Source organism: Escherichia sp. E14S1 (assembly GCF_004211995.1).
Taxonomy (GTDB): domain Bacteria; phylum Pseudomonadota; class Gammaproteobacteria; order Enterobacterales; family Enterobacteriaceae; genus Escherichia.
On sequence record NZ_RHJQ01000023.1, the window covers coordinates 1 to 23,360 of the forward strand.

A 23,360-nucleotide genomic window follows, 5' to 3' on the forward strand; every position below is an offset into this window, starting at 1 on the left:
CTGCCAGGCATCAAATAAAACAAAAGGCTCAGTCGAAAGACTGGGCCTTTTGTTTTGTCTGTTGTTTGTCGGTGAACGCTCTCCTGAGCAGGACAAATCCGCCGGGAGCGGATTTGAACGTTGCGAAGCAACGGCCCGGAGGGTGGCGGGCAGGATGCCCCGCCATAAACGGCCAGGCATCAAATTGAGCGAAAGGAGACTGATGGCAAACGCAAAAACTGCCTGATGCGCTACGCTTATCAGGCTACATGGTTTATGCAATGTATTGAATTTGCATGATTTTGTAGGCCGGATAAGGCGTTCACGCCGCATCCGGCATGAACAAAGCGCACTTTGTCAGCAATCTGAAGGCCATCCACCAGGATGGCCTTTTTGCGTTGGTGCAGAAAAAAATGCCGGATGCGACGCTGGCGCGTCTTATCCGGCCTACTTTTGCATCCACTCCACCACAAAATCAGCCAGCCCCTCAATATCATTAATATCCAGTAACGCGACATCAAGATTAAGCGGCACATCACTGGCTACAGCAATAACATGTCTGTCTATCACTAATTCTTCTGGTCGATGTCCGGCACCATCGCGAAACAGCACAATCTTCGCGATCTCTTCATGCTTGAACCCTTCAACCAGAATCAGATCCAGCTTTGAGGTATCCATGCGACTTGCAAGAAAATTCAGATCCAACGCTTCTTCGTCTGGCGTCTCCGTTATTAGCGCCCAACGCTGCTGGCTGGCAACGATGGTTTGCGCCGCGCCAGCCTTGCGCAGCTCATAGCTATCTTTGCCCGGTTTATCGACATCCATATCATGATGCGTATGTTTAATCAGCCCCGGGCGGATCCCTCTGGCGCATAATACCGGGATAAGTTTTTTCAACAGCGTCGTTTTTCCGGTGCCGCTCCACGCGGCAAAGGCGAGTAGCGGTATCATTGTTTTTCCTGCCATCGGGCAAGCTCCTCTGGCGTATTCACGTTCACAAATGCTTCTTTACGGTCGCTAAAATCAACCGCGTGACCGCCAGCAAGATTCATAAATGCCATTACCCGGCGTTCTCCTGCTTGCAGATATTCCTGCAACAACGGCTCAATAGCGCGATTTACCAGAGCAATAGTTGGATGATCGCGTTCACCGTCATGGACCCACACAACAGGTGCATCTTTGCGCTGATGATTAAGCCGGGAGACTAAATCCTGGGGAATATAAGGCGTATCGCACGGACAAAACAGAAACCACTCACCTGCTTCCTGCTGCATTACCGAAAGCATTCCCGCCAGCGGGCCAGGATAATCCGCCAGTGAATCCGCTATTACTTTCAGACCACTTGCCTGATAGATTTCCTGATGACGATTGGCATTAACCACGACGTGAGACAGCTGCGTCATAAGCGCGTCAGCGACATGTTGCCATAATGGTTTGCCGTTTAATTCAAGCAATCCTTTATCTACGCCGCCCATTCGTCTGGCTTTACCGCCCGCCAGTATAACGCCTGTTATCGTCGTCATCAGATTCACCGATATCGCCTCTTTTATTGTGGGATTGACCCTGCTAACGTGTCTGTCTCAAGAGTAAGGAGCATTACTATGAAATGTAAACGTCTGAATGAAGTTATTGAACTCCTCCAGCCAGCCTGGCAAAGAGAGCCAGACCTTAACCTGCTGCAATTTTTGCAGAAACTGGCGAAAGAGTCAGGTTTTGACGGCGATCTGGCGGATTTGACGGATGACATTCTGATCTATCACCTGAAAATGCGCGATTCCGCGAAAGATGCGGTGATCCCAGGGCTGCAGAAAGATTATGAAGAAGATTTCAAAACGGCGCTATTACGTGCGCGTGGCGTAATTAAAGAGTAAAAGCTTGTAAGCGCTACCAACAAAATCATTGTGAAATGATATCCTTCATCATTCGTAATGTTTTCCGGATGATGGGATGAACAACAGCGCTTTTACTTTCCAGACACTACACCCGGATACCATCATGGACGCTCTGTTTGAGCATGGGATCCGGGTGGATTCCGGTCTTACCCCGCTTAACAGCTATGAAAACCGTGTCTATCAATTTCAGGACGAAGATCGTCGGCGTTTTGTCGTCAAATTTTATCGCCCTGAACGTTGGACAGCAGATCAAATCCTCGAAGAGCATCAATTTGCGCTGCAACTGGTAAACGACGAAGTTCCTGTCGCGGCCCCTTTGGCTTTTAACGGCCAGAACTTATTGATTCATCAGGGATTTTATTTCGCCGTTTTCCCAAGCGTCGGTGGTCGTCAGTTCGAAGCCGATAATATTGATCAGATGGAAGCGGTTGGGCGCTATTTAGGGCGCATGCACCAGACGGGGCGCAAACAGCTTTTTATCCATCGCCCGACCATCGGTCTGAATGAATATCTCATTGAACCACGCAAGCTGTTTGAAAATGCTACGCTGATACCTTCTGGGCTGAAAGCGGCCTTCCTTAAGGCAACGGATGAGCTTATTACCGCCGTTACAGCACACTGGCGGGAGGACTTCACCGTTCTGCGATTACATGGTGACTGCCATGCCGGAAATATTCTCTGGCGCGATGGTCCAATGTTTGTCGATCTGGATGATGCGCGTAATGGCCCTGCAATTCAGGACCTGTGGATGTTGCTGAATGGCGATAAAGCTGAGCAGCGGATGCAGTTAGAAACTATTATTGAAGCTTATGAAGAATTTAGCGAGTTCGACACCGCTGAAATCGGACTGATTGAACCTTTACGCGCCATGCGTTTGGTTTATTATCTTGCTTGGCTAATGCGGCGTTGGGCTGATCCCGCGTTCCCGAAAAATTTCCCGTGGTTAACCGGGGAAGATTACTGGCTGCGACAGACGGCGACTTTTATAGAACAGGCAAAAGTTCTACAAGAACCCCCTTTGCAATTAACACCTATGTATTAATCGGAGAGAGTAGATCATGAAAAAGATTTGGCTGGCGCTGGCTGGTTTGGTTTTAGCGTTTAGCGCATCGGCGGCGCAGTATGAAGATGGTAAACAATACACCACGCTGGAAAAGCCGGTTGCTGGCGCGCCGCAAGTGCTGGAGTTTTTCTCTTTCTTCTGCCCACACTGCTATCAGTTTGAAGAAGTTCTGCATATTTCTGAGAATGTGAAGAAAAAACTGCCGGAAGGTGTGAAGATGACTAAATACCACGTCAACTTCATGGGCGGGGAGCTGGGGCAATCTCTGACACAAGCGTGGGCTGTGGCGATGGCGCTGGGCGTAGAAGATAAAGTGACTGTACCACTGTTTGAAGGCGTACAGAAAACACAGACCATTCGCTCTACGGCCGACATTCGTGATGTCTTCATCAACGCAGGTATTAAAGGCGAAGAGTATGATGCAGCATGGAACAGCTTTGTTGTTAAATCTCTGGTCGCACAGCAAGAAAAAGCGGCTGCAGATGTACAATTGCGTGGCGTTCCAGCGATGTTTGTTAACGGTAAATATCAGCTGAATCCGCAGGGTATGGATACCAGCAATATGGATGTTTTTGTTCAGCAGTATGCCGATACAGTAAAATATCTGTCTGAGAAAAAATAATTTATTGTAATTTACATAAGGCCCGTGAATATTCACGGGCTTTTTTGTTGTTTAATCAATATAAATACTTTCTGATAATTCACCTCGTTTCTGGACATTTTAATATCAAGCGCGGATATTAAAAGTTTTGCTGTTTTATCAGGGAATAATAGAAATGATACGTAAGTCAGCCACAGGTGTTATTGTTGCATTAGCCATTATCTGGGGCGGTGGAACATGGTATGAAGGGACTCAAATCCAGTCTGGCGTCGAAAAATTTATTAAAGATTTTAACGACAGTAAAAAGAAGGGAGAGCATGCCTATGATATGACCGCCAGCTATAAAAACTTTGACAAAGGTTTTTTTAGCTCTCATTTTCAAATGCTTATTACCTTTGATAAAGGTGCGCCAGATCTCAATATCAAGCCAGGACAAGGTATTGCATTTGATGTGGATGTCGATCATGGCCCCTTGCCCCTATCAATGTTAAAAAGTGGCAATATCTTACCTGCTATGGCGGCAGCAAAAGTTAAATTAGTCAATAATGAACTGACACAACCGCTATTTATTGCCGCAAAAGATAGAGCGCCCGTCGAAGCAACATTGCGATTCGCCTTTGGCGGTTCTTTCTCTACAACTCTGGACGTTGCCCCAGCAGAGTATGGAAAACTCTCCTTTGGTGAAGGTCAGTTTACTTTTAATGGTGATGACAGTTCATTGTCTAATCTCGATGTTGAAGGCAAAGTCGAAGATATTGTTCTGGAATTATCGCCAATGAATAAAGTCACGGCGAAAAGTTTTACCATTAATTCTCTAATGCGATTAGAAGAAAAGAAATTTCCGGTTGGTGAAAGCGAGTCGAAATTTAATCAGATTAGCATTGTCAATCACGGTAACGAAGTTGCCAAACTCGACGCTTTCGTCGCGAAAACCACACTAGAGCGCGTAAAAGATAAAGATCATATCAATGTCAATCTGAGTTACGAAATTGATAAGTTAACAAAAGGGAATCAGCAACTCGGTAGCGGTCAATGGTCATTGATTGCTGAATCTATTGATCCCTTAGCAGTTCGCCAGTTTATCATCCAGTACAACATTGCGACGCAGAAGCAACTTGCAGCACACCCTGAGTTAGCAAATGATGAAGATGCACTGGAAGCAATGAATACTGCATTGTTCAAAGAGTATTTACCGTTATTACAAAAAAGTGAGCCGATCATTAAACTACCTGTAAGCTGGAAGAACGCTGTCGGTGAACTAAATGCTAATCTGGATATTAGTATTGCCGAACCAGCCCAATCGTCATCATCCACAAACAAAGATATTAAATCTTTCAATCTGGATATGAATGTACCGATTAATGTCGTCACTGAAATAGCTAAACAGCTTAATTTATCTGAAGGAATGGATGCTGAAAAAGCTCAAAAGCTGGCTGATAAACAAATCGGCGGAATGGCAACATTAGGTAAGATGTTTCAGTTAATCACAATTGACAACAATATCGCCTCGCTGCAACTGCATTATTTGCCAGGTAAAGTTGTTTTTAACGGGCAGGAGATGAGCGAAGAAGAGTTTATGTCTCGTGCCGGACGTTTAGTGCATTAAAATGATAACTCGCCTCTGCTAATACGGAGGCGAGTTATAGCTACTTATCATGATGCTGTGATGACATCAGTGAAGTCAGAAGTCGGTCTTTTTCCTGCCACAGTGTGTTCAGCCACTGCTGAAAATGACGTTTGAAGCTTTTGTCATTGATATAGTCGCCATGCAACTCTTCAGCAATAGGTTGTAAATCCACATGCACGACAATCCGCGTCAGTTTGCCACTTAACATATCGAAGAATGGCTGGCGGTTATTGTCCGGATAACACAGCGTAACATTGAGTAGTTTATCGAATTGTTTACCCAGCACATTCAGCGTCATCGCGATACCGGCGGCTTTGGGAGGCAGGAGATTTTTAAATGTCGAGTGGGTTTGCTGGTGTTTCTGTTCAGTAAAACGGGAGCCTTCAACAAAATTCACAATCGTGGTGGGATGCAGGCGAAACTTTTCGCAAGACCGACGAGTGGTTTCAACATCTTTACCGCGCCGTTCCGGATGACGTATCAAATAAGCGCGGGAATAGCGCTTCATAAATGGCATATCCAGCGCCCAGCACGCCAGGCCCAGGAAAGGCACCCAGGCCAGTTGCTGCTTGAGAAAATATTTGTTCATTGGAATATGCTTACGAAACAACACGCATAGTACAACAATATCAGCCCAACTGCGGTGGTTACAAATAAGCAGATACCAGTTCTTCTTACTTAGCCCTTCCAGTCCGCGAACTTCCCATTGCAGGTGTGGGTTAAGGTGCAGTAATAGCGCTAATCCTTCACACCAGCAATACATCATAAAATCACAAAAAAGCGATACCTTTCGCCAAATCACTGGCACAGGTAACAATAGTTTTACGATCCCGGCAATGATGATCGGGACAGAACAAAAAATGGTGACCAAAATGGTCAATACGATACTCACCAAAAGTGTTATCGCAGCGAGTATTCTCGTCATAATTAAATTATTCAAAAGGTTAGCCATAGACAGTGCGCTAAAGAAGCGCAAGGCGCAGATTTTAGCAGAAAACGGCCCAAATAACGGATGATCCTTAAATAGAAAAATAATTCATATCTATCCACATTAGAAAAAATCCCTATTACTCAATCACCAGCAATGCTTTTATTTTTAACTTTATGAAAAACAACAACAAACCTAATGCTGTAACAAGCATGATAATAAATTAAAAGTGATGTAAATAATTTATACACAAAGTTATCCACATGACGATTTGCGAGCGATCCACAAGATCTACAAAAGATTTTCACGAAAAGCGGTGAAAAACTCATGTTTTCATCCTGTCTGTGGCATCCTTTACCCATAATCTGATAAACAGGCACGGACATTATGGTTCAGATCCCCCAAAACCCACTTATCCTTGTAGATGGTTCATCTTATCTTTATCGCGCATATCACGCGTTTCCGCCGCTGACTAACAGCGCAGGCGAGCCAACCGGTGCGATGTACGGTGTCCTCAACATGCTGCGTAGTCTGATCATGCAATACCAACCGACGCATGCAGCGGTGGTCTTTGACGCCAAGGGAAAAACCTTTCGTGATGAACTGTTTGAACATTACAAATCACATCGCCCGCCAATGCCGGACGATTTGCGCGCGCAGATCGAACCCCTGCACACAATGGTAAAAGCGATGGGGCTGCCTCTGCTGGCCGTTTCTGGCGTAGAAGCAGACGACGTTATCGGTACTCTGGCGCGCGAAGCCGAAAAAGCCGGGCGTCCGGTATTGATCAGCACCGGTGATAAAGATATGGCGCAGCTGGTGACGCCAAATATTACGCTTATCAATACCATGACGAATACCATCCTCGGCCCGGAAGAGGTGGTGAATAAGTACGGCGTACCGCCAGAACTGATCATCGACTTCCTCGCGCTGATGGGCGACTCCTCTGATAACATTCCTGGCGTACCGGGCGTCGGCGAAAAAACCGCGCAGGCACTGCTACAAGGTCTTGGAGGCCTGGATACGCTGTATGCCGAGCCGGAAAAAATTGCTGGATTGAGCTTCCGCGGCGCGAAAACAATGGCGGCGAAGCTTGAGCAAAATAAAGAGGTGGCCTATCTCTCTTACCAGCTGGCGACGATTAAAACCGACGTTGAACTGGAACTGACCTGCGAACAACTGGAAGTACAACAACCGGCGGCTGAAGAGTTGTTGGGGCTGTTCAAAAAGTATGAGTTCAAGCGTTGGACTGCTGATGTCGAAGCAGGCAAATGGTTACAGGCCAAAGGGGCAAAACCAGCCGCGAAGCCGCAGGAAACCATTGTTGTCGACGAAACACCCGAAGTGACTGCAACAGCGATTTCTTACGATAACTACGTCACTATTCTGGACGAAGAAACTCTAAAAGCATGGATTACGAAGCTGGAAAAAGCGCCTGTATTTGCGTTTGATACCGAAACCGACAGCCTCGATAACATCTCTGCCAACCTGGTAGGGCTTTCTTTTGCTATCGAACCTGGCGTAGCGGCCTATATTCCGGTTGCTCATGATTATCTTGATGCGCCCGATCAGATCTCCCGCGAGCGCGCACTCGAGCTGCTAAAACCGCTGCTGGAAGATGAAAAGGCGCTGAAGGTCGGGCAAAACCTGAAATACGATCGCGGTATTCTGGCGAATTACGGCATTGAGCTGCGGGGGATTGCGTTTGATACCATGCTCGAGTCCTACATTCTCAACAGCGTTGCCGGTCGTCACGATATGGACAGCCTCGCGGAACGTTGGTTGAAGCACAAAACCATCACTTTTGAAGAGATTGCTGGTAAAGGCAAAAATCAACTGACCTTTAACCAGATTGCCCTGGAAGAGGCCGGACGTTACGCCGCTGAAGATGCAGATGTCACCTTGCAGCTGCATCTGAAAATGTGGCCGGATCTGCAAAAACACAAAGGGCCACTGAACGTCTTCGAAAACATCGAAATGCCGCTGGTGCCGGTGCTTTCACGCATCGAACGCAACGGTGTGAAGATCGACCCGAAAGTTCTGCACAATCATTCTGAAGAGCTCACCTTGCGTCTGGCTGAGCTGGAAAAGAAAGCGCATGAAATTGCAGGTGAAGAATTTAACCTTTCTTCCACCAAGCAACTGCAAACTATTCTTTTTGAAAAACAGGGTATTAAGCCGCTGAAGAAAACGCCGGGTGGTGCGCCGTCAACGTCAGAAGAGGTACTGGAAGAGCTGGCGCTGGACTACCCGCTGCCAAAAGTGATTCTGGAGTACCGTGGCCTGGCGAAGCTGAAATCGACCTACACCGACAAGCTGCCGCTGATGATCAACCCGAAAACCGGGCGCGTGCATACTTCCTATCACCAGGCAGTAACTGCGACGGGGCGTTTATCCTCAACCGATCCTAACCTACAAAACATTCCGGTGCGTAACGAAGAAGGCCGCCGTATCCGCCAGGCGTTTATTGCGCCGCAGGATTATGTGATTGTCTCGGCGGACTACTCGCAGATTGAACTGCGCATCATGGCGCATCTTTCACGAGACAAAGGCTTGCTGACTGCATTTGCAGAAGGAAAAGATATCCACCGGGCAACGGCGGCAGAAGTGTTTGGTTTGCCACTGGAAACCGTCACCAGCGAACAACGCCGTAGCGCGAAAGCGATCAACTTTGGTCTGATTTATGGCATGAGTGCTTTCGGTCTGGCACGGCAATTGAACATTCCACGTAAAGAAGCACAGAAGTACATGGACCTTTACTTCGAACGCTACCCAGGCGTACTGGAGTATATGGAACGCACTCGCGCGCAGGCGAAAGAGCAGGGATACGTTGAAACCCTGGACGGACGTCGCCTCTATCTGCCGGATATCAAATCCAGCAACGGTGCACGTCGTGCTGCGGCTGAACGTGCAGCCATTAACGCACCAATGCAGGGAACCGCAGCGGATATCATCAAACGGGCGATGATTGCCGTTGATGCCTGGCTACAGGAAGAGCAACCGCGCGTGCGTATGATCATGCAGGTACACGATGAACTGGTGTTTGAAGTTCATAAAGATGATGTCGATGCGGTAGCGAAGAAGATCCATCAGTTGATGGAAAACTGTACCCGCCTGGATGTGCCGTTGCTGGTGGAAGTGGGTAGTGGCGAAAACTGGGATCAGGCGCACTAAGATTTGCCTTAACAAGCCTTTTTTTCGTAACTAAGCAACATAACCAGCCACGATTTGTGATGGGTATTAGAAATTCCTATGCAACAACTGAAAAAAAATTACAAAAAGTGCTTTCTGAACTGAACAAAAAAGAGTAAAGTTAGTCGCGTAGGGTACAGAGGTAAGATGTTCTATCTTTCAGACCTTTTACTTCACGTAATCGGATTTGGCTGAATTTTTTAGCCGCCCCAGTCAGTAATGACTGGGGCGTTTTTTATTGTGCGAAAGAAAAGATCCGTATTGCCGGATACATTGTGCTTAACAGGCCTACGGTAGAAAATAGCTCATTGAATTTGCATGATTTTATGTGCCAGATACGCGATATCCGGCACATGCATAAGGGCTAGAAAATTATTCGCCGTCCTGCGTTTCTTCTACAGGCTGCATCTCGCTGAACCAGGTATCCAGTTTCTGGCGAAGCTTATCCACGCCTTGCTTCTTCAGAGAAGAGAATGTCTCTACCTGCACATCACCGTTAAACGCCAGCACTGCTTCACGCACCATATTCAATTGCGCTTTACGTGCACCGCTCGCCAGTTTGTCCGCTTTGGTCAGCAACACCAGTACGGCGATATTGCTGTCCACCGCCCACTCAATCATCTGCTGGTCGAGATCTTTCAGCGGATGGCGAATATCCATCAGCACGACCAGGCCTTGTAGACTCTGACGTTTTTCGAGGTACTCACCGAGCGCGCGCTGCCATTTGCGCTTCATCTCTTCAGGAACTTCCGCGTAGCCATAGCCAGGCAAGTCGACCAGACGTTTGCCCTCAGCCACTTCAAACAGGTTGATAAGCTGGGTACGTCCTGGTGTTTTCGAGGTACGCGCCAGGCTTTTCTGGTTAGTCAGCGTGTTCAGCGCGCTGGATTTACCTGCGTTGGAACGGCCTGCAAAAGCCACTTCGATCCCGGTATCGGAAGGTAAGTGGCGAATATCAGGCGCACTCATCACAAAATGCGTCTGTTGATAATTCAAATTAGTCAAAGCGGTCGTCTCCGTCAGTCAAAGCTTTGTGGCGATTATACCTGAACCACAATAAAAGACGGATTTTTCGGCGTGAACGGTGTAAGTAAATACCATGTACTTTGTGAGACATTGCCGATTGTTTTTATGCGAAATCGAAGAGAAATTTCTGCGACACATGTCAAATAGGCTAAATAAATCATGTGATTAGTTTTATACAATAATCTGAAAATGAGTAAATACTGATGATAGTTTATTGTTTGTTTAACACAGAAGCGTAAAGTAGCACCCATAGAGCGAGGACGCTAACAGGAACAATGACTCAGGATGAGGGTCAGGAGCGCCAGGAGGCGAAGACAGAGGATTGTCAGGAAGACAAACGTCCGGAGACGTCACTAAAGGGAAATGGAATCAACACGGAATGTTCCGGCTAATGGAAAAACAGGGTGTGTTGGCGGCCTGCAAGGATTGTAAGACCCGTTAAGGGTTGTGAGTCAGGAAAAAAGGCGACAGAGTAATCTGTCGCCTTTTTTCTTTGCTTGCTTTCTGTTAGATTCCGCCGCAAATCTATACTAAATAAAACGGCTAAAAGACGAATTGATATGAAACCATCATCTTCAAACTCACGCAGCAAGGGTCATGCAAAAGCGCGTCGTAAAACCCGCGAAGAGCTGAATCAGGAAGCTCGTGATCGCAAGCGCCAGAAAAAACGCCGTGGTCATGCACCAGGCAGCCGCGCAGCGGGCGGTAGCGCTACTTCGGGTAGCAAGGGCCAGAATGCACCGAAAGATCCACGTATTGGCAGTAAAACCCCTATTCCATTGGGCGTGACTGAAAAAGTCACCAAACAGCACAAACCGAAGAGTGAGAAACCTATGCTTTCACCGCAGGCGGAGTTGGAGTTACTGGAAACAGATGAGCGTCTGGATGCGCTGCTGGAACGTCTGGAAGCAGGCGAAACCCTGAGTGCCGAAGAGCAATCCTGGGTAGATGCCAAGCTGGATCGTATTGATGAGCTGATGCAGAAACTTGGCCTCTCTTATGACGACGACGAAGAAGAGGAAGAAGACGAGAAGCAAGAAGACATGATGCGTCTGCTGCGGGGCAACTAACGGATTGCCTGCGTGGGCCTTCCCGTTCTGCTGATAACCCTTCCGGTTATATGTTATCTGGTGTGGTTATTCGTTAAACTACAGCGGTTGTCGCGGCGACAAAAGTGGCTGCGCAACCGGCTGATGACCCGAAACGGGCATCCGCCGGTACGCCGTAGCCGCCAGAGACGCCATCGGAAGGAGTGAGCATGTCTGTACAGCAAATCGACTGGGACCTGGCCCTGATCCAGAAATATAACTATTCCGGGCCACGATACACCTCGTACCCGACCGCGCTGGAGTTTTCAGAAGACTTCGGCGAACAGGCGTTTTTACAAGCCGTGGCGCGCTACCCTGAGCGTCCCTTATCTCTCTACGTACATATTCCGTTCTGCCATAAACTTTGCTACTTCTGCGGTTGCAACAAGATTGTGACTCGTCAGCAGCACAAGGCCGACCAGTATCTGGACGTGCTTGAGCAAGAAATCGTCCATCGTGCACCGCTTTTTGCCGGGCGCAAGGTGAGCCAGCTGCACTGGGGCGGTGGAACGCCAACATACCTGAATAAAGCGCAAATCAGCCGCCTGATGAAGCTGTTGCGCGAAAACTTCCAGTTCAATGCCGATGCGGAAATCTCGATCGAAGTCGATCCGCGCGAAATCGAACTGGATGTACTGGATCATTTACGCGCGGAAGGCTTTAACCGCCTGAGCATGGGCGTGCAGGACTTCAACAAAGAAGTACAGCGTCTGGTTAACCGCGAGCAGGATGAAGAGTTCATCTTTGCGCTGCTTAACCATGCGCGTGAGATTGGCTTTACCTCCACCAACATTGACCTGATTTACGGCCTGCCGAAACAGACGCCGGAGAGTTTCGCCTTTACCCTGAAACGCGTGGCGGAACTGAACCCTGACCGTCTGAGCGTCTTTAACTACGCGCATCTGCCAACTATTTTTGCCGCCCAGCGCAAAATCAAAGATGCTGACTTGCCGAGTCCGCAACAAAAACTCGATATTCTGCAGGAAACCATCGCCTTCTTGACACAATCGGGCTATCAGTTTATCGGTATGGATCACTTTGCCCGCCCGGATGACGAGCTGGCGGTGGCCCAACGTGAAGGCGTGCTGCATCGTAACTTCCAGGGCTACACCACCCAGGGCGATACCGATCTGCTTGGGATGGGCGTTTCCGCCATCAGCATGATTGGTGACTGCTACGCGCAGAACCAGAAAGAGTTGAAGCAGTACTATCAGCAAGTGGATGAACAAGGCAATGCGCTGTGGCGTGGTATTGCGCTAACGCGCGATGACTGTATTCGCCGCGATGTGATTAAGTCGCTCATCTGCAACTTCCGTCTGGATTACGCCCCCATTGAGCAACAGTGGGATTTGCACTTCGCTGATTACTTTGCGGAAGATCTCAAGCTGCTCGCCCCATTAGCAGAAGACGGGCTGGTGGATGTGGATGAGAAGGGAATTCAGGTGACGGCGAAAGGTCGCTTGCTGATCCGCAACATTTGCATGTGCTTTGATACTTATCTGCGCCAGAAAGCGCGAATGCAGCAGTTCTCACGGGTGATTTAAATAGTGAATGGCGCTTCGTTTACTACGGTGATAAACGAAAGCGCCATCAATACACTGAGAACAAGGTTGCCTGATGCGCTACGCTTATCAGGCCTGCAAAACCTGTTGAAATTATTGCTTTTGTAGGCCGGATAAGGCGTTCACGCCGCATCCGGCATGAACAAAGAGCACTTCATCAGCAATCTGAAACTCAGCTAAACAGCCCAATCATCGCGGCACACAGCACGGCAGCAACGGCAGTTTGCGGCGTGTGGCTGTTAACTGCGCCACTTGATAGCAGATTAATTATTGATTCCAGCATAATGACACTCCCCCCGTTTTTCGGGCATGATCATACTGAACTTACCGGAACAGTAAAGCGCAAAATAACAGCAATTTGCGCTCAATAATCAATCTTTACATGGCGAGCCTGAATCACTCCATTCCAAGCTCTTTTAACTTACGCGTCAGGGTGTTACGCCCCCAGCCAAGTAAGCGCGCTGCTTCCTGTTTATGTCCCTGCGTATGTCGCAACGCGGTAGTCAGTAATGTCCGCTCCAACTCTGGTTGCGCTTCAGACAGCAAGTTTTGATGACCGGAACGTAGCGCCCGATCTGCCCACTGTGCTAACAGCGTTGCCCAACTGTCCGGCTGCATTTGTGAAGTGCTTTCCGGTACGGTTGATTCAAACAGTTCGCCAGGCAAATCCTGAATCAGCACTTCCTGTCCGGCAGCCATTACCGTTAGCCAGCGGCAGGTGTTTTCCAGCTGGCGCACGTTGCCTGGCCACGCCAGACGCGTCAGAGCGGCTTCAGTTTCCGGATGCAGCAACTTTGCTTCTACGCCCAGCTCGCGAGCGGCAACTTGTAAAAAATGGCGTGCCAGACGGGGAATATCTTCCCGACGCTCACGCAGCGGCGGCAGATGAACACGGATAACGTTCAGGCGGTGGAACAAATCCTCACGGAACTTGCCTTCCTGCACCCGCTGTTCGAGATTCTGGTGGGTCGCAGCGATAATCCGCACATCCACTTTCACCGGCGCATAGCCGCCAACGCGATAAAACTGACCGTCTGCTAGCACGCGCAGCAAACGCGTCTGCACATCCAGCGGCATATCGCCAATTTCATCGAGGAATAATGTGCCGCCATCGGCCTGTTCAAAACGCCCCTGACGAATGGTATTCGCGCCGGTAAACGCGCCTTTTTCGTGACCGAACAGTTCTGATTCGATCAAATCCTTCGGGATAGCCGCCATATTGAGCGCGATAAACGGCGCTTTGGCGCGCGGGCTGTGGCGATGCAGGGCATGAGCGACCAGTTCTTTACCGGTGCCGGATTCGCCGTTGATCAGCACGCTAATCGAAGAACGCGAAAGCCGACCGATAATACGGAACACGTCCTGCATGGCTGGCGCCTCGCCGATGATATCGGTCGTTGGGCCGTTAAGCTGAACATTACGCGGCTGCTGCTGTTCCTGGTAATGACTGATGGCGCGCTCAACCAGCGCCACGGCTTCGTCGATATCAAACGGTTTAGGCAGATAATCAAACGCCCCTTGCTGATAGGCGCTAACGGCGGCATCCAGATCGGAATGTGCGGTCATAATGATGACCGGAAGCATCGGATGGCGCTGTTTAATCTGCTTGAGCAGCGCCAGCCCATCCATTCCCGGCATACGGATATCCGACAGCAGCACATCCGGCGTTTTGCTCGCCAGTGCTTCCAGCACTTCTGCGCCGTTCTCAAACGTCGTACAGGTTAAACCCGCCCCAGCGAGCGCACGTTCAAGCACCCAACGGATGGAACTATCGTCATCGACTACCCAGACTATCCCTCGTTGCATAAACGTCACCTTTATTTCCTGATAGGCAGGTAAACCGAGAACTCGGTATGACCTGGCCAACTGGTAAATTCAATTTTGCCTGAATGCTGATCAATCAAATTACGGGCGATGGATAAGCCAAGCCCGGTGCCACCTTCGCGGCCGCTGACCATCGGGTAAAATAGCGTATCCTGCAAATGAGGCGGAATGCCCGGCCCGTTATCTTCCACATCAATTCGCGCCGCCAGCCGATAGCGCTCGCCGTGTAAGGTCAGTTGAAACGCGGTGCGGGTACGCAGAATGATTTCACCCCCCTCCGGCCCCAGCGCCTGTAGCGCATTGCGCACAATATTCAGCAGCACTTGCTCAATTTGATCCGGGTCGTGCGCCAGTTCCGGCAGGCTGGGGTCGTAATCACGAATCAACCGCACGTTGTCCGGCAGTTCCATCGACACCAGCGTCACCACGCGTTCAGCCACTTTGTGAATACTTTCGGTGACGCGTGTGCCAGGCAGCTGCGGCCCCAACAGACGGTCGACCAGATTTCGCAGCCGGTCCGCCTGTTCGATAATCACTTTGGTATATTCCAGCAGTGACGGGTCAGGTAATGCTTTGCTGAGCAGCTGTGCCGCGCCACGTAAACCGCCAAGCGGATTTTTAATCTCATGCGCAAGGCCGCGCACTAAATCACGGGCAGCAACCTGCTGGGCGTGTTGTAGCTGTTCCTGACTTAAGCGGCGCTGGTTATCCATCGGTGCCATCTCCAGCAGGATCATGCCGTCTGGCATGCGCTGAGCCGTCACAGAAAGGATATGCGAGCGACCGTCGATGACCAGCGTCACTTCGTTATCGGTAAAACCTTGCCCCGCCTCCAGACTTTCTTGCATCAGCTCGATATTTAATGAGAAGTAGCTCAACAGTTCCGGTAACGGTGTACCAAACAATTTGCGGGAGCTTTGGGCGAGCAGTTGTTGCGCGGCGGGGTTGGCGTAATGGATCGCCAGATTGTCATCAATTAACAAAATACTGTTAATCAGCGAGTTGAGGATCTGCCCAGCATCGGGCTGCGTGCCTGTTGCCATAAAGCAGTCTCCTGAACAGGTTGCACCATTTTAGTGCATTATAGCTTTTTACGGATAAAAAGCGCGAAGCATCACAGAAGTTACGGAGAAAAAAGCCCATGCAGAGATGGGCTACAGATAGCTGACAAACTTCACGTTGAAGAGCGACTTCACCTGCTCCGGCCTACCACATCATCACCGTGTAGGCCGGATAAGACGCATTTGCGTCGCATCCGGCGTGATGTGCTTGCCATCGATCCCAAGCCTGCCAGAGACAGGCGAAAAGTTTCCACGGCAACTAAAACACTTAGACGCTGTAGTACAGCTCAAACTCTACCGGATGCGGAGTCATACGCACGCGGTCATCTTCTTCGCGACGCAGAGCGATGTACGCATCGATCGCTTCATCAGTGAACACGCCACCGGCTTTCAGGAACTCGCGGTCCAGATCCAGTTCGTTCAGTGCTTCTTCCAGAGAGCCTGCAACCTGTGGGATCTCTTTCGCTTCTTCTGGCGGCAGGTCATACAGGTTTTTGTCCATGGCTTCGCCCGGATGGATCTTGTTTTTGATGCCATCAAGACCGGCCATCAGCAGGGCAGCAAAGCACAGGTACGGGTTAGCCGCCGGGTCCGGGAAACGGACTTCGATACGACGTGCTTTCGGAGAAGAAACCACCGGAATACGGATAGACGCAGAACGGTTACGCGCAGAGTAAGCCAGCATGACCGGTGCTTCGTAGCCCGGGACCAGACGCTTATAAGAGTTGGTGGTCGGGTTTGCCAGGGCGTTAATCGCTTTAGCGTGTTTGATTACGCCGCCAATGTAGTACAGCGCCTGTTCAGACAGACCTGCATATTTGTCGCCCGCGAACAGGTTAACGCCGTTTTTAGACAGCGACATGTGGCAGTGCATACCGGAGCCGTTATCACCGAACATCGGTTTTGGCATAAAGGTCGCGGTTTTACCGAAGCGGTGCGCCACGTTGTGCACGACATATTTGTAGATCTGAATTTCGTCGGCTTTTTTGGTCATAGTATTGAAGCGGGTAGCCACTTCGTTCTGACCAGCAGTCGCTACTTCGTGGTGATGGGCTTCAACCACCAGACCCATCTGTTCCATCACCAGACACATTTCAGAACGGATATCCTGAGCAGAGTCTACCGGAGGCACCGGGAAGTAACCGCCTTTCACTGCCGGACGGTGACCTTTGTTACCACCTTCGTATTGGGTGGAGGAGTTCCATGCACCTTCGATATCGTCGATAGCAACGTGAGAACCGGAGATAGATGATCCGAAACGGATGTCATCGAACAGGAAGAATTCTGGTTCTGGCCCGAACAGTACGGTGTCGGCAATGCCAGTAGAACGCAGGTAATCTTCGGCGCGCTTCGCAATAGAGCGCGGGTCACGGTCATAGCCTTGCAGGGTGCCAGGTTCAAGGATGTCGCAACGGATAATCAGGGTAGAGTCGGCGAAGAACGGGTCAATCACTGCGGTGGATGCGTCTGGCATCAGCACCATGTCGGATTCGTTAATGCCTTTCCAGCCACCAATCGAGGAGCCGTCAAACATTTTGCCTTCTTCGAAGAATTCAGCATTCACCTGATGAGCAGGGATAGTGACGTGCTGTTCTTTACCTTTGGTATCGGTGAAGCGCAAATCAACAAACTTCACTTCGTGCTCGTTCAGCATCGTCAGTACGTGTTCAGCGGACATACTTTAACTCTCCTGGATTGGTCATTGTCGTCGTGGTAACGAAATCTGCAATTATTTTGGCCGTGTCGCCGTAAAAAAGATAAAGCGAAATCTGTGCCAACTTTTAAATTGCCCCTAAAAGGCGTTATCATGCTTAACATCGTGCAAAAGGGCTGCACCATGATGTGAATGTTGCACCAATATAGTGCTTCAATGGAAACATTAAGCACCATGTTGGTGCAATGACCTTTGGATAACCCTTTTTATGCTCCGTGAAAGCGATCACAAAGGGACTCTGCAATACTTGTTTGCGGAGGATGTTTGTGATCCTGTTTTGTAGTGCGATTAATCCGTGTACAATAACGCGCTATTTCTAATGCCTGAGGCAAAGTTGTGATCGAAAAATTGCGTAATATCGCCATCATCGCGCACGTCGACCATGGTAAAACCACCCTGGTAGACAAGCTGCTCCAACAATCCGGTACGTTCGACTCTCGTGCCGAAACCCAAGAGCGCGTGATGGACTCCAACGATTTGGAGAAAGAGCGTGGGATTACCATCCTCGCGAAAAACACCGCTATCAAATGGAATGATTACCGTATCAATATCGTTGATACCCCGGGGCACGCCGACTTCGGTGGTGAAGTTGAACGTGTAATGTCCATGGTAGACTCAGTGCTGCTGGTGGTTGACGCATTTGACGGCCCGATGCCGCAAACGCGCTTCGTAACCAAAAAAGCGTTTGCTTACGGCCTGAAGCCGATTGTTGTTATCAACAAGGTTGACCGCCCTGGCGCGCGTCCTGACTGGGTTGTGGATCAGGTATTCGACCTGTTCGTTAACCTCGACGCGACCGACGAGCAGCTGGACTTCCCGATCGTTTACGCTTCTGCGCTGAACGGTATCGCGGGTCTGGACCACGAAGATATGGCGGAAGACATGACCCCGCTGTATCAGGCGATTATTGACCACGTTCCTGCACCGGACGTAGACCTTGACGGTCCGTTCCAGATGCAGATTTCTCAGCTCGATTACAACAGCTATGTTGGCGTTATCGGCATTGGCCGCATCAAGCGCGGTAAAGTGAAGCCGAACCAGCAGGTCACTATCATCGATAGCGAAGGCAAAACCCGCAACGCGAAAGTCGGTAAAGTGCTGGGCCACCTCGGTCTGGAACGTATCGAAACCGATCTGGCGGAAGCTGGCGATATCGTGGCGATCACGGGCCTTGGCGAACTGAACATTTCTGACACCGTTTGCGACACGCAAAACGTTGAAGCGCTGCCGGCACTCTCCGTTGATGAGCCGACCGTTTCTATGTTCTTCTGCGTTAACACCTCGCCGTTCTGCGGTAAAGAAGGTAAGTTCGTAACGTCTCGTCAGATCCTGGACCGTCTGAACAAAGAACTGGTACACAACGTTGCGCTGCGCGTAGAAGAAACCGAAGACGCCGATGCGTTCCGCGTTTCTGGTCGTGGCGAACTGCACCTGTCTGTTCTGATCGAAAACATGCGTCGTGAAGGTTTCGAACTGGCGGTATCCCGTCCGAAAGTTATCTTCCGTGAAATCGACGGTCGTAAACAAGAGCCGTATGAAAACGTGACTCTGGACGTTGAAGAACAGCATCAGGGTTCTGTAATGCAGGCGCTGGGCGAACGTAAAGGCGACCTGAAAAACATGAATCCAGACGGTAAAGGCCGCGTACGTCTCGACTACGTGATCCCAAGCCGTGGTCTGATCGGCTTCCGTTCTGAGTTCATGACCATGACTTCCGGTACAGGTCTGCTGTACTCCACCTTCAGCCACTACGACGACGTTCGTCCGGGTGAAGTAGGTCAGCGTCAGAACGGCGTACTGATCTCTAACGGTCAGGGTAAAGCGGTTGCGTTCGCGCTGTTCGGTCTGCAGGATCGCGGTAAGCTGTTCCTCGGTCACGGTGCAGAAGTTTACGAAGGTCAGATTATCGGTATTCACAGCCGCTCTAACGACCTGACTGTAAACTGCCTGACCGGTAAGAAACTGACCAACATGCGTGCTTCCGGTACTGACGAAGCCGTTGTTCTGGTTCCGCCTATCCGCATGACTCTGGAACAAGCTCTGGAGTTCATCGATGATGACGAACTGGTAGAAGTGACTCCGACCTCTATCCGTATTCGTAAACGTCACCTGACGGAAAACGATCGTCGTCGCGCTAACCGCGCACCGAAAGACGATTAATTTCGCTTTTCAGTCATAAAAAACCTGCCAGCGATGGCAGGTTTTTTTTTGCCTGTCGTGAGCGCTCACCAATGCGAGTATCTCCCTTATAAGTCTGTGGTTACGTCAATAGAGAGCTTTGTCACAATTATCTGCAAAGTCATACGCCGTTAATTGCTTTCTTTTTTGGCGTAAGCGTAAGATGCCTCATCTGGTTTAAACCAAAAGGATTAAACAATGACGGGAAATCAATCCACCGTAGAAAATGCAAAAGAGAAACTGGATCGGTGGTTAAAAGATGGCATCACTACGCCGGGTGGAAAACTCCCTTCAGAAAGAGAGCTGGGAGAGCTACTGGGCATTAAACGTATGACGCTGCGCCAGGCGTTGCTGAACCTCGAGGCAGAATCCAAAATCTTCCGTAAGGATCGTAAAGGTTGGTTCGTGACTCAGCCGCGATTTAATTACAGCCCGGAGCTGTCGGCGAGCTTTCAGCGGGCCGCTATTGAACAAGGGCGGGAACCTTCCTGGGGATTTACTGAGAAAAAACGTACCCGCGACATTCCTGAAACGCTCATGCCACTGATTGCAGTGACGCCGTCAACCGAACTCTACCGCATTACCGGCTGGGGGGCGCTGGAAGGACATAAAGTTTTCTATCACGAAACGTATATTAATCCTGAAGTTGCCCCTGGTTTTATTGAACAACTTGAAAACCACTCATTTTCTGCAGTCTGGGAAAAGTGCTACCAAAAAGAGACGGTAGTAAAAAAATTGATTTTCAAACCCGTCAGAATGCCGGGCGATATCAGCAAGTATCTTGGCGGTTCTGCGGGTATGCCTGCGATCTTAATTGAAAAGCATCGCGCCGACCAGCAAGGCAATATTGTCCAGATAGATATTGAATATTGGCGATTTGAGGCCGTAGACCTCATCATTAATCTGTAGGTGTTTTATGGTGACAATAAATAACGCAAGAAAGATTCTACAACGTGTCGATACTCTTCCTCTTTATTTACATGCCTATGCCTTTCATTTAAATATGCGGCTGGAAAGAGTGTTGCCTGCTGATTTACTTGATATCGCGAGTGAAAATAATCTGCGGGGCGTCAAAATTCATGTTCTGGATGGCGAGCGTTTTTCTCTTGGCAATATGGACGATAAAGAACTCTCTGCCTTTGGTGATAAAGCCCGCCGTCTGGACCTTGATATTCATATTGAAACTAGCGCCTCAGATAAGGCATCTATTGACGAAGCTGTCGCCATCGCGTTGAAAACCGGGGCATCGTCCGTACGTTTTTATCCACGTTATGAAGGTAATTTGCGCGACGTATTATCGATCATCGCTAACGATATTGCCTATGTACGGGAAACGTATCAGGACAGCGGCCTGACTTTTACGATCGAGCAGCATGAAGATTTAAAAAGCCATGAGCTGGTGTCGCTGGTCAAAGAAAGTGAGATGGAATCTCTTTCCTTACTGTTTGATTTTGCGAACATGATCAATGCAAATGAGCATCCCATGGACGCTTTAAAAACGATGGCGCCGCATATTACCCAGGTGCATATCAAAGATGCATTGATTGTTAAAGAACAGGGTGGTCTGGGCCATAAAGCCTGTATTTCAGGTCAGGGAGATATGCCATTCAAAGCGTTATTAACACACCTTATCTGCCTGGGCGATGATGAGCCGCAGGTGACGGCATATGGCCTGGAAGAAGAGGTTGATTATTATGCTCCGGCGTTCCGCTTTGAAGACGAAGATGATAATCCGTGGATCCCTTATCGCCAGATGAGTGAAACACCGTTGCCAGAAAAACATTTACTGGATGCGCGGTTACGTAAAGAAAAAGATGATGCAATTAATCAGATAAATCATGTGCGTAACGTACTACAACAAATCAAACAAGAGGCAAGCCATCTTCTGAACCACTAATAAGTTTTAACTCATACGCAGTTAATAAAACCATTCCATAAGAATGGTCGATATCTTATTGCCTTTAAAACAGTGATTTTAAAAATCGCTTAGGGGATGTTATGCTCACGAAAAAGAAATGGGCGTTATTTAGTCTATTAACACTGTGTGGCGGTACAATTTATAAATTACCGTCGCTGAAAGATGCGTTTTATATCCCGATGCAGGAATATTTCCATTTGACTAATGGTCAAATTGGTAATGCTATGTCGGTAAACTCATTTGTCACCACAGTGGGCTTTTTTCTGTCTATTTATTTTGCCGATAAACTACCGCGCAGATACACCATGTCATTCTCCCTCATTGCGACGGGATTACTGGGTGTTTATTTGACGACAATGCCAGGTTATTGGGGCATCCTCTTTGTCTGGGCGCTATTTGGCGTTACCTGCGACATGATGAACTGGCCTGTCTTGCTCAAGTCGGTAAGTCGATTGGGCAATAGCGAACAACAAGGTCGTTTGTTTGGCTTCTTCGAAACAGGGCGTGGCATTGTCGATACTGTGGTGGCATTTTCTGCGTTGGCAGTATTTACCTGGTTTGGCAGTGGCTTGTTGGGCTTTAAAGCGGGTATCTGGTTCTATTCCCTTATTGTGATTGCCGTGGGCGTTATCATTTTCTTTGTACTGAATGACAAAGAAGAGGCACCGTCCGTGGAGGTGAAAAAAGAAGACGAAGCATCGCAAAACACCAGTATGACCTCGGTGCTGAAAGACAAAACCATTTGGCTTATCGCTTTCAACGTCTTCTTCGTTTACGCGGTTTACTGTGGCCTGACATTCTTCATTCCATTCCTGAAAAACATCTATCTGCTACCCGTTGCGCTGGTGGGGGCTTACGGCATCATTAACCAATACTGTCTGAAAATGATCGGTGGACCGATTGGTGGCATGATTTCAGATAAGATCCTGAAATCACCGAGTAAATATCTATGCTACACCTTTATCATCAGTACCGCTGCGCTCGTACTGTTGATTATGCTGCCGCACGAAAGCATGCCGGTCTATTTAGGGATGGCGTGTACGCTGGGCTTTGGCGCGATTGTCTTTACGCAGCGCGCCGTATTCTTTGCACCTATCGGCGAAGCAAAAATTGCTGAAAATAAAACAGGCGCGGCGATGGCGTTGGGTAGCTTTATCGGTTACGCCCCGGCGATGTTCTGCTTCAGTCTGTATGGCTACATTCTGGATTTAAATCCGGGGATTATTGGCTACAAAATCGTGTTTGGCATTATGGCCTGCTTCGCATTCTGTGGTGCGGTGGTTTCCGTAATGCTGGTTAAGCGAATTAGTCAACGTAAGAAAGAGATGCTGGCGGCTGAAGCTTGATTAATGGCCGGATGTGCTTAATCCGGCCAACGAAAACAATACCAGCCTTATCAACCGTAGCCCGTATCCAGCAAAACAAAATTTTTTGCACCAGACTGATTGAGCTGGCCCTTGGGACGACTGTTTTGTCTTTTATGACGGGGTGAAGGTTAAGTTACGGTGGCTTGGTTAACTCGCGATGACCATGACCTCTTCTGCAAACAGTCTGGTGGTATTTGATAAACAGCCTGATGCCACCTGTGTTAATCCACTTACCCAGGCAACTAACGCCGGAATTAGCGGCACCAGAAAAGCCGCTGGTCATCGAAACTCGTTGGCAATTTATGCCTGAATCTTAACCATTCATCTATTGCGAAAAAGC

General features: G+C 49.1%; 20 protein-coding genes and 2 pseudogenes. 14 read left to right on the plus strand and 8 right to left on the minus strand.

Annotated features, from left to right (window positions below; translation table 11 throughout):
• Window positions 1-226, plus strand: a 226-nt coding sequence (locus tag D9734_RS23385) for a hypothetical protein (protein ID WP_205712825.1), incomplete at its 5' end; no start/stop codon positions are given.
• Between the two features lie 200 nt (window positions 227-426).
• On the opposite strand, the gene mobB is transcribed toward D9734_RS23385, so the two are convergent.
• Together mobB and mobA are read right to left on the minus strand one after the other, a co-directional pair.
• Window positions 427-945 carry a molybdopterin-guanine dinucleotide biosynthesis protein MobB gene (mobB, locus tag D9734_RS19960; protein ID WP_130209950.1) on the minus strand — a complete coding sequence of 173 codons (519 nt, stop codon included), beginning with the start codon at window positions 943-945 and terminating at the stop codon, window positions 427-429.
• Complete coding sequence (gene mobA, locus D9734_RS19965; protein WP_130209952.1) at window positions 927-1,511, minus strand: molybdenum cofactor guanylyltransferase MobA; 585 nt, start codon at window positions 1,509-1,511, stop codon at window positions 927-929. Before mobA ends, mobB begins: the two co-directional genes overlap by 19 nt.
• 69 nt (window positions 1,512-1,580) lie before the next feature.
• On the opposite strand from mobA, the gene D9734_RS19970 reads away from it, so the two are divergent.
• The 4 genes from D9734_RS19970 (at window position 1,581) to D9734_RS19985 (ending at window position 5,141) form a co-directional block, all read left to right on the plus strand.
• A complete protein-coding gene (locus D9734_RS19970; protein ID WP_130209954.1) occupies window positions 1,581-1,850 on the plus strand; it encodes a YihD family protein in 270 nt (89 codons plus the stop codon).
• 76 nt (window positions 1,851-1,926) lie between these two features.
• Window positions 1,927-2,913 carry a stress response kinase SrkA gene (gene srkA / locus D9734_RS19975; RefSeq protein WP_130209956.1) on the plus strand — a complete coding sequence of 329 codons (987 nt, stop codon included), beginning with the start codon at window positions 1,927-1,929 and terminating at the stop codon, window positions 2,911-2,913.
• A 16-nt stretch (window positions 2,914-2,929) separates the two neighbouring features.
• Window positions 2,930-3,556: a thiol:disulfide interchange protein DsbA gene (gene dsbA, locus D9734_RS19980; protein ID WP_064527999.1), complete on the plus strand. Its 627-nt coding sequence runs from the start codon at window positions 2,930-2,932 to the stop codon at window positions 3,554-3,556.
• Between the two features lie 154 nt (window positions 3,557-3,710).
• Window positions 3,711-5,141, plus strand: a complete 1,431-nt coding sequence (locus tag D9734_RS19985; RefSeq protein ID WP_130209958.1) for a DUF945 family protein — start codon at window positions 3,711-3,713, stop codon at window positions 5,139-5,141.
• A gap of 40 nt (window positions 5,142-5,181) precedes the next feature.
• Here D9734_RS19985 and D9734_RS19990 read toward each other — a convergent pair whose 3' ends face one another.
• On the minus strand, window positions 5,182-6,114 hold the full coding sequence (locus D9734_RS19990; protein WP_130209960.1) for an acyltransferase: 933 nt from the start codon (window positions 6,112-6,114) through the stop codon (window positions 5,182-5,184).
• A gap of 363 nt (window positions 6,115-6,477) precedes the next feature.
• Between D9734_RS19990 and polA the strand changes: the two genes are divergently transcribed.
• Window positions 6,478-9,264, plus strand: a complete 2,787-nt coding sequence (gene polA, locus D9734_RS20000) for a DNA polymerase I (protein WP_130209966.1) — start codon at window positions 6,478-6,480, stop codon at window positions 9,262-9,264.
• Window positions 9,265-9,654: 390 nt separating this feature from the next.
• On the opposite strand, the gene yihA is transcribed toward polA, so the two are convergent.
• On the minus strand, window positions 9,655-10,287 hold the full coding sequence (gene yihA, locus D9734_RS20005) for a ribosome biogenesis GTP-binding protein YihA/YsxC (RefSeq protein ID WP_130209968.1): 633 nt from the start codon (window positions 10,285-10,287) through the stop codon (window positions 9,655-9,657).
• Window positions 10,288-10,583: 296 nt separating this feature from the next.
• On the opposite strand from yihA, the pseudogene D9734_RS20010 reads away from it, so the two are divergent.
• The 3 genes and pseudogenes from D9734_RS20010 (at window position 10,584) to hemN (ending at window position 12,940) form a co-directional block, all read left to right on the plus strand.
• Window positions 10,584-10,750, plus strand: a pseudogene (locus tag D9734_RS20010) (hypothetical protein).
• A 118-nt stretch (window positions 10,751-10,868) separates the two neighbouring features.
• Window positions 10,869-11,378, plus strand: a complete 510-nt coding sequence (gene yihI, locus D9734_RS20020; RefSeq protein ID WP_130209972.1) for a Der GTPase-activating protein YihI — start codon at window positions 10,869-10,871, stop codon at window positions 11,376-11,378.
• Between the two features lie 188 nt (window positions 11,379-11,566).
• Window positions 11,567-12,940 (plus strand): oxygen-independent coproporphyrinogen III oxidase, encoded by a 1,374-nt coding sequence (hemN, locus tag D9734_RS20025; RefSeq protein WP_130209974.1) that lies wholly within the window; start codon window positions 11,567-11,569, stop codon window positions 12,938-12,940.
• A 190-nt stretch (window positions 12,941-13,130) separates the two neighbouring features.
• Here the strand turns inward: hemN and D9734_RS20030 are convergent, their stop codons facing one another.
• The 4 genes from D9734_RS20030 to glnA form a co-directional block, all read right to left on the minus strand.
• The gene (locus D9734_RS20030; RefSeq protein WP_064527982.1) at window positions 13,131-13,241 is read right to left on the minus strand and encodes a YshB family small membrane protein; all 111 of its coding nucleotides are present in this window, start codon (window positions 13,239-13,241) and stop codon (window positions 13,131-13,133) included.
• Window positions 13,242-13,354: 113 nt separating this feature from the next.
• Window positions 13,355-14,764 (minus strand): nitrogen regulation protein NR(I), encoded by a 1,410-nt coding sequence (gene glnG / locus D9734_RS20035; RefSeq protein ID WP_088563506.1) that lies wholly within the window; start codon window positions 14,762-14,764, stop codon window positions 13,355-13,357.
• An 11-nt stretch (window positions 14,765-14,775) separates the two neighbouring features.
• On the minus strand, window positions 14,776-15,825 hold the full coding sequence (gene glnL / locus D9734_RS20040) for a nitrogen regulation protein NR(II) (protein ID WP_000190577.1): 1,050 nt from the start codon (window positions 15,823-15,825) through the stop codon (window positions 14,776-14,778).
• Window positions 15,826-16,111: 286 nt separating this feature from the next.
• Window positions 16,112-17,521, minus strand: a complete 1,410-nt coding sequence (gene glnA / locus D9734_RS20050) for a glutamate--ammonia ligase (protein ID WP_001271717.1) — start codon at window positions 17,519-17,521, stop codon at window positions 16,112-16,114.
• Between the two features lie 372 nt (window positions 17,522-17,893).
• On the opposite strand from glnA, the gene typA reads away from it, so the two are divergent.
• The 5 genes and pseudogenes from typA to D9734_RS20075 all read left to right on the plus strand — a co-directional run.
• Complete coding sequence (gene typA / locus D9734_RS20055) at window positions 17,894-19,717, plus strand: ribosome-dependent GTPase TypA (protein WP_001514692.1); 1,824 nt, start codon at window positions 17,894-17,896, stop codon at window positions 19,715-19,717.
• A 216-nt stretch (window positions 19,718-19,933) separates the two neighbouring features.
• Window positions 19,934-20,644 (plus strand): GntR family transcriptional regulator, encoded by a 711-nt coding sequence (locus D9734_RS20060; protein ID WP_130209978.1) that lies wholly within the window; start codon window positions 19,934-19,936, stop codon window positions 20,642-20,644.
• Window positions 20,645-20,651: 7 nt separating this feature from the next.
• On the plus strand, window positions 20,652-21,632 hold the full coding sequence (locus D9734_RS20065) for a TIM barrel protein (RefSeq protein ID WP_130209980.1): 981 nt from the start codon (window positions 20,652-20,654) through the stop codon (window positions 21,630-21,632).
• A 101-nt stretch (window positions 21,633-21,733) separates the two neighbouring features.
• Window positions 21,734-22,999, plus strand: a complete 1,266-nt coding sequence (locus D9734_RS20070; protein ID WP_130209982.1) for an MFS transporter — start codon at window positions 21,734-21,736, stop codon at window positions 22,997-22,999.
• A 103-nt stretch (window positions 23,000-23,102) separates the two neighbouring features.
• Window positions 23,103-23,337: pseudogene (locus tag D9734_RS20075) on the plus strand (aldose 1-epimerase); the annotation flags it as partial.
• Window positions 23,338-23,360 lie beyond the last annotated feature (23 nt).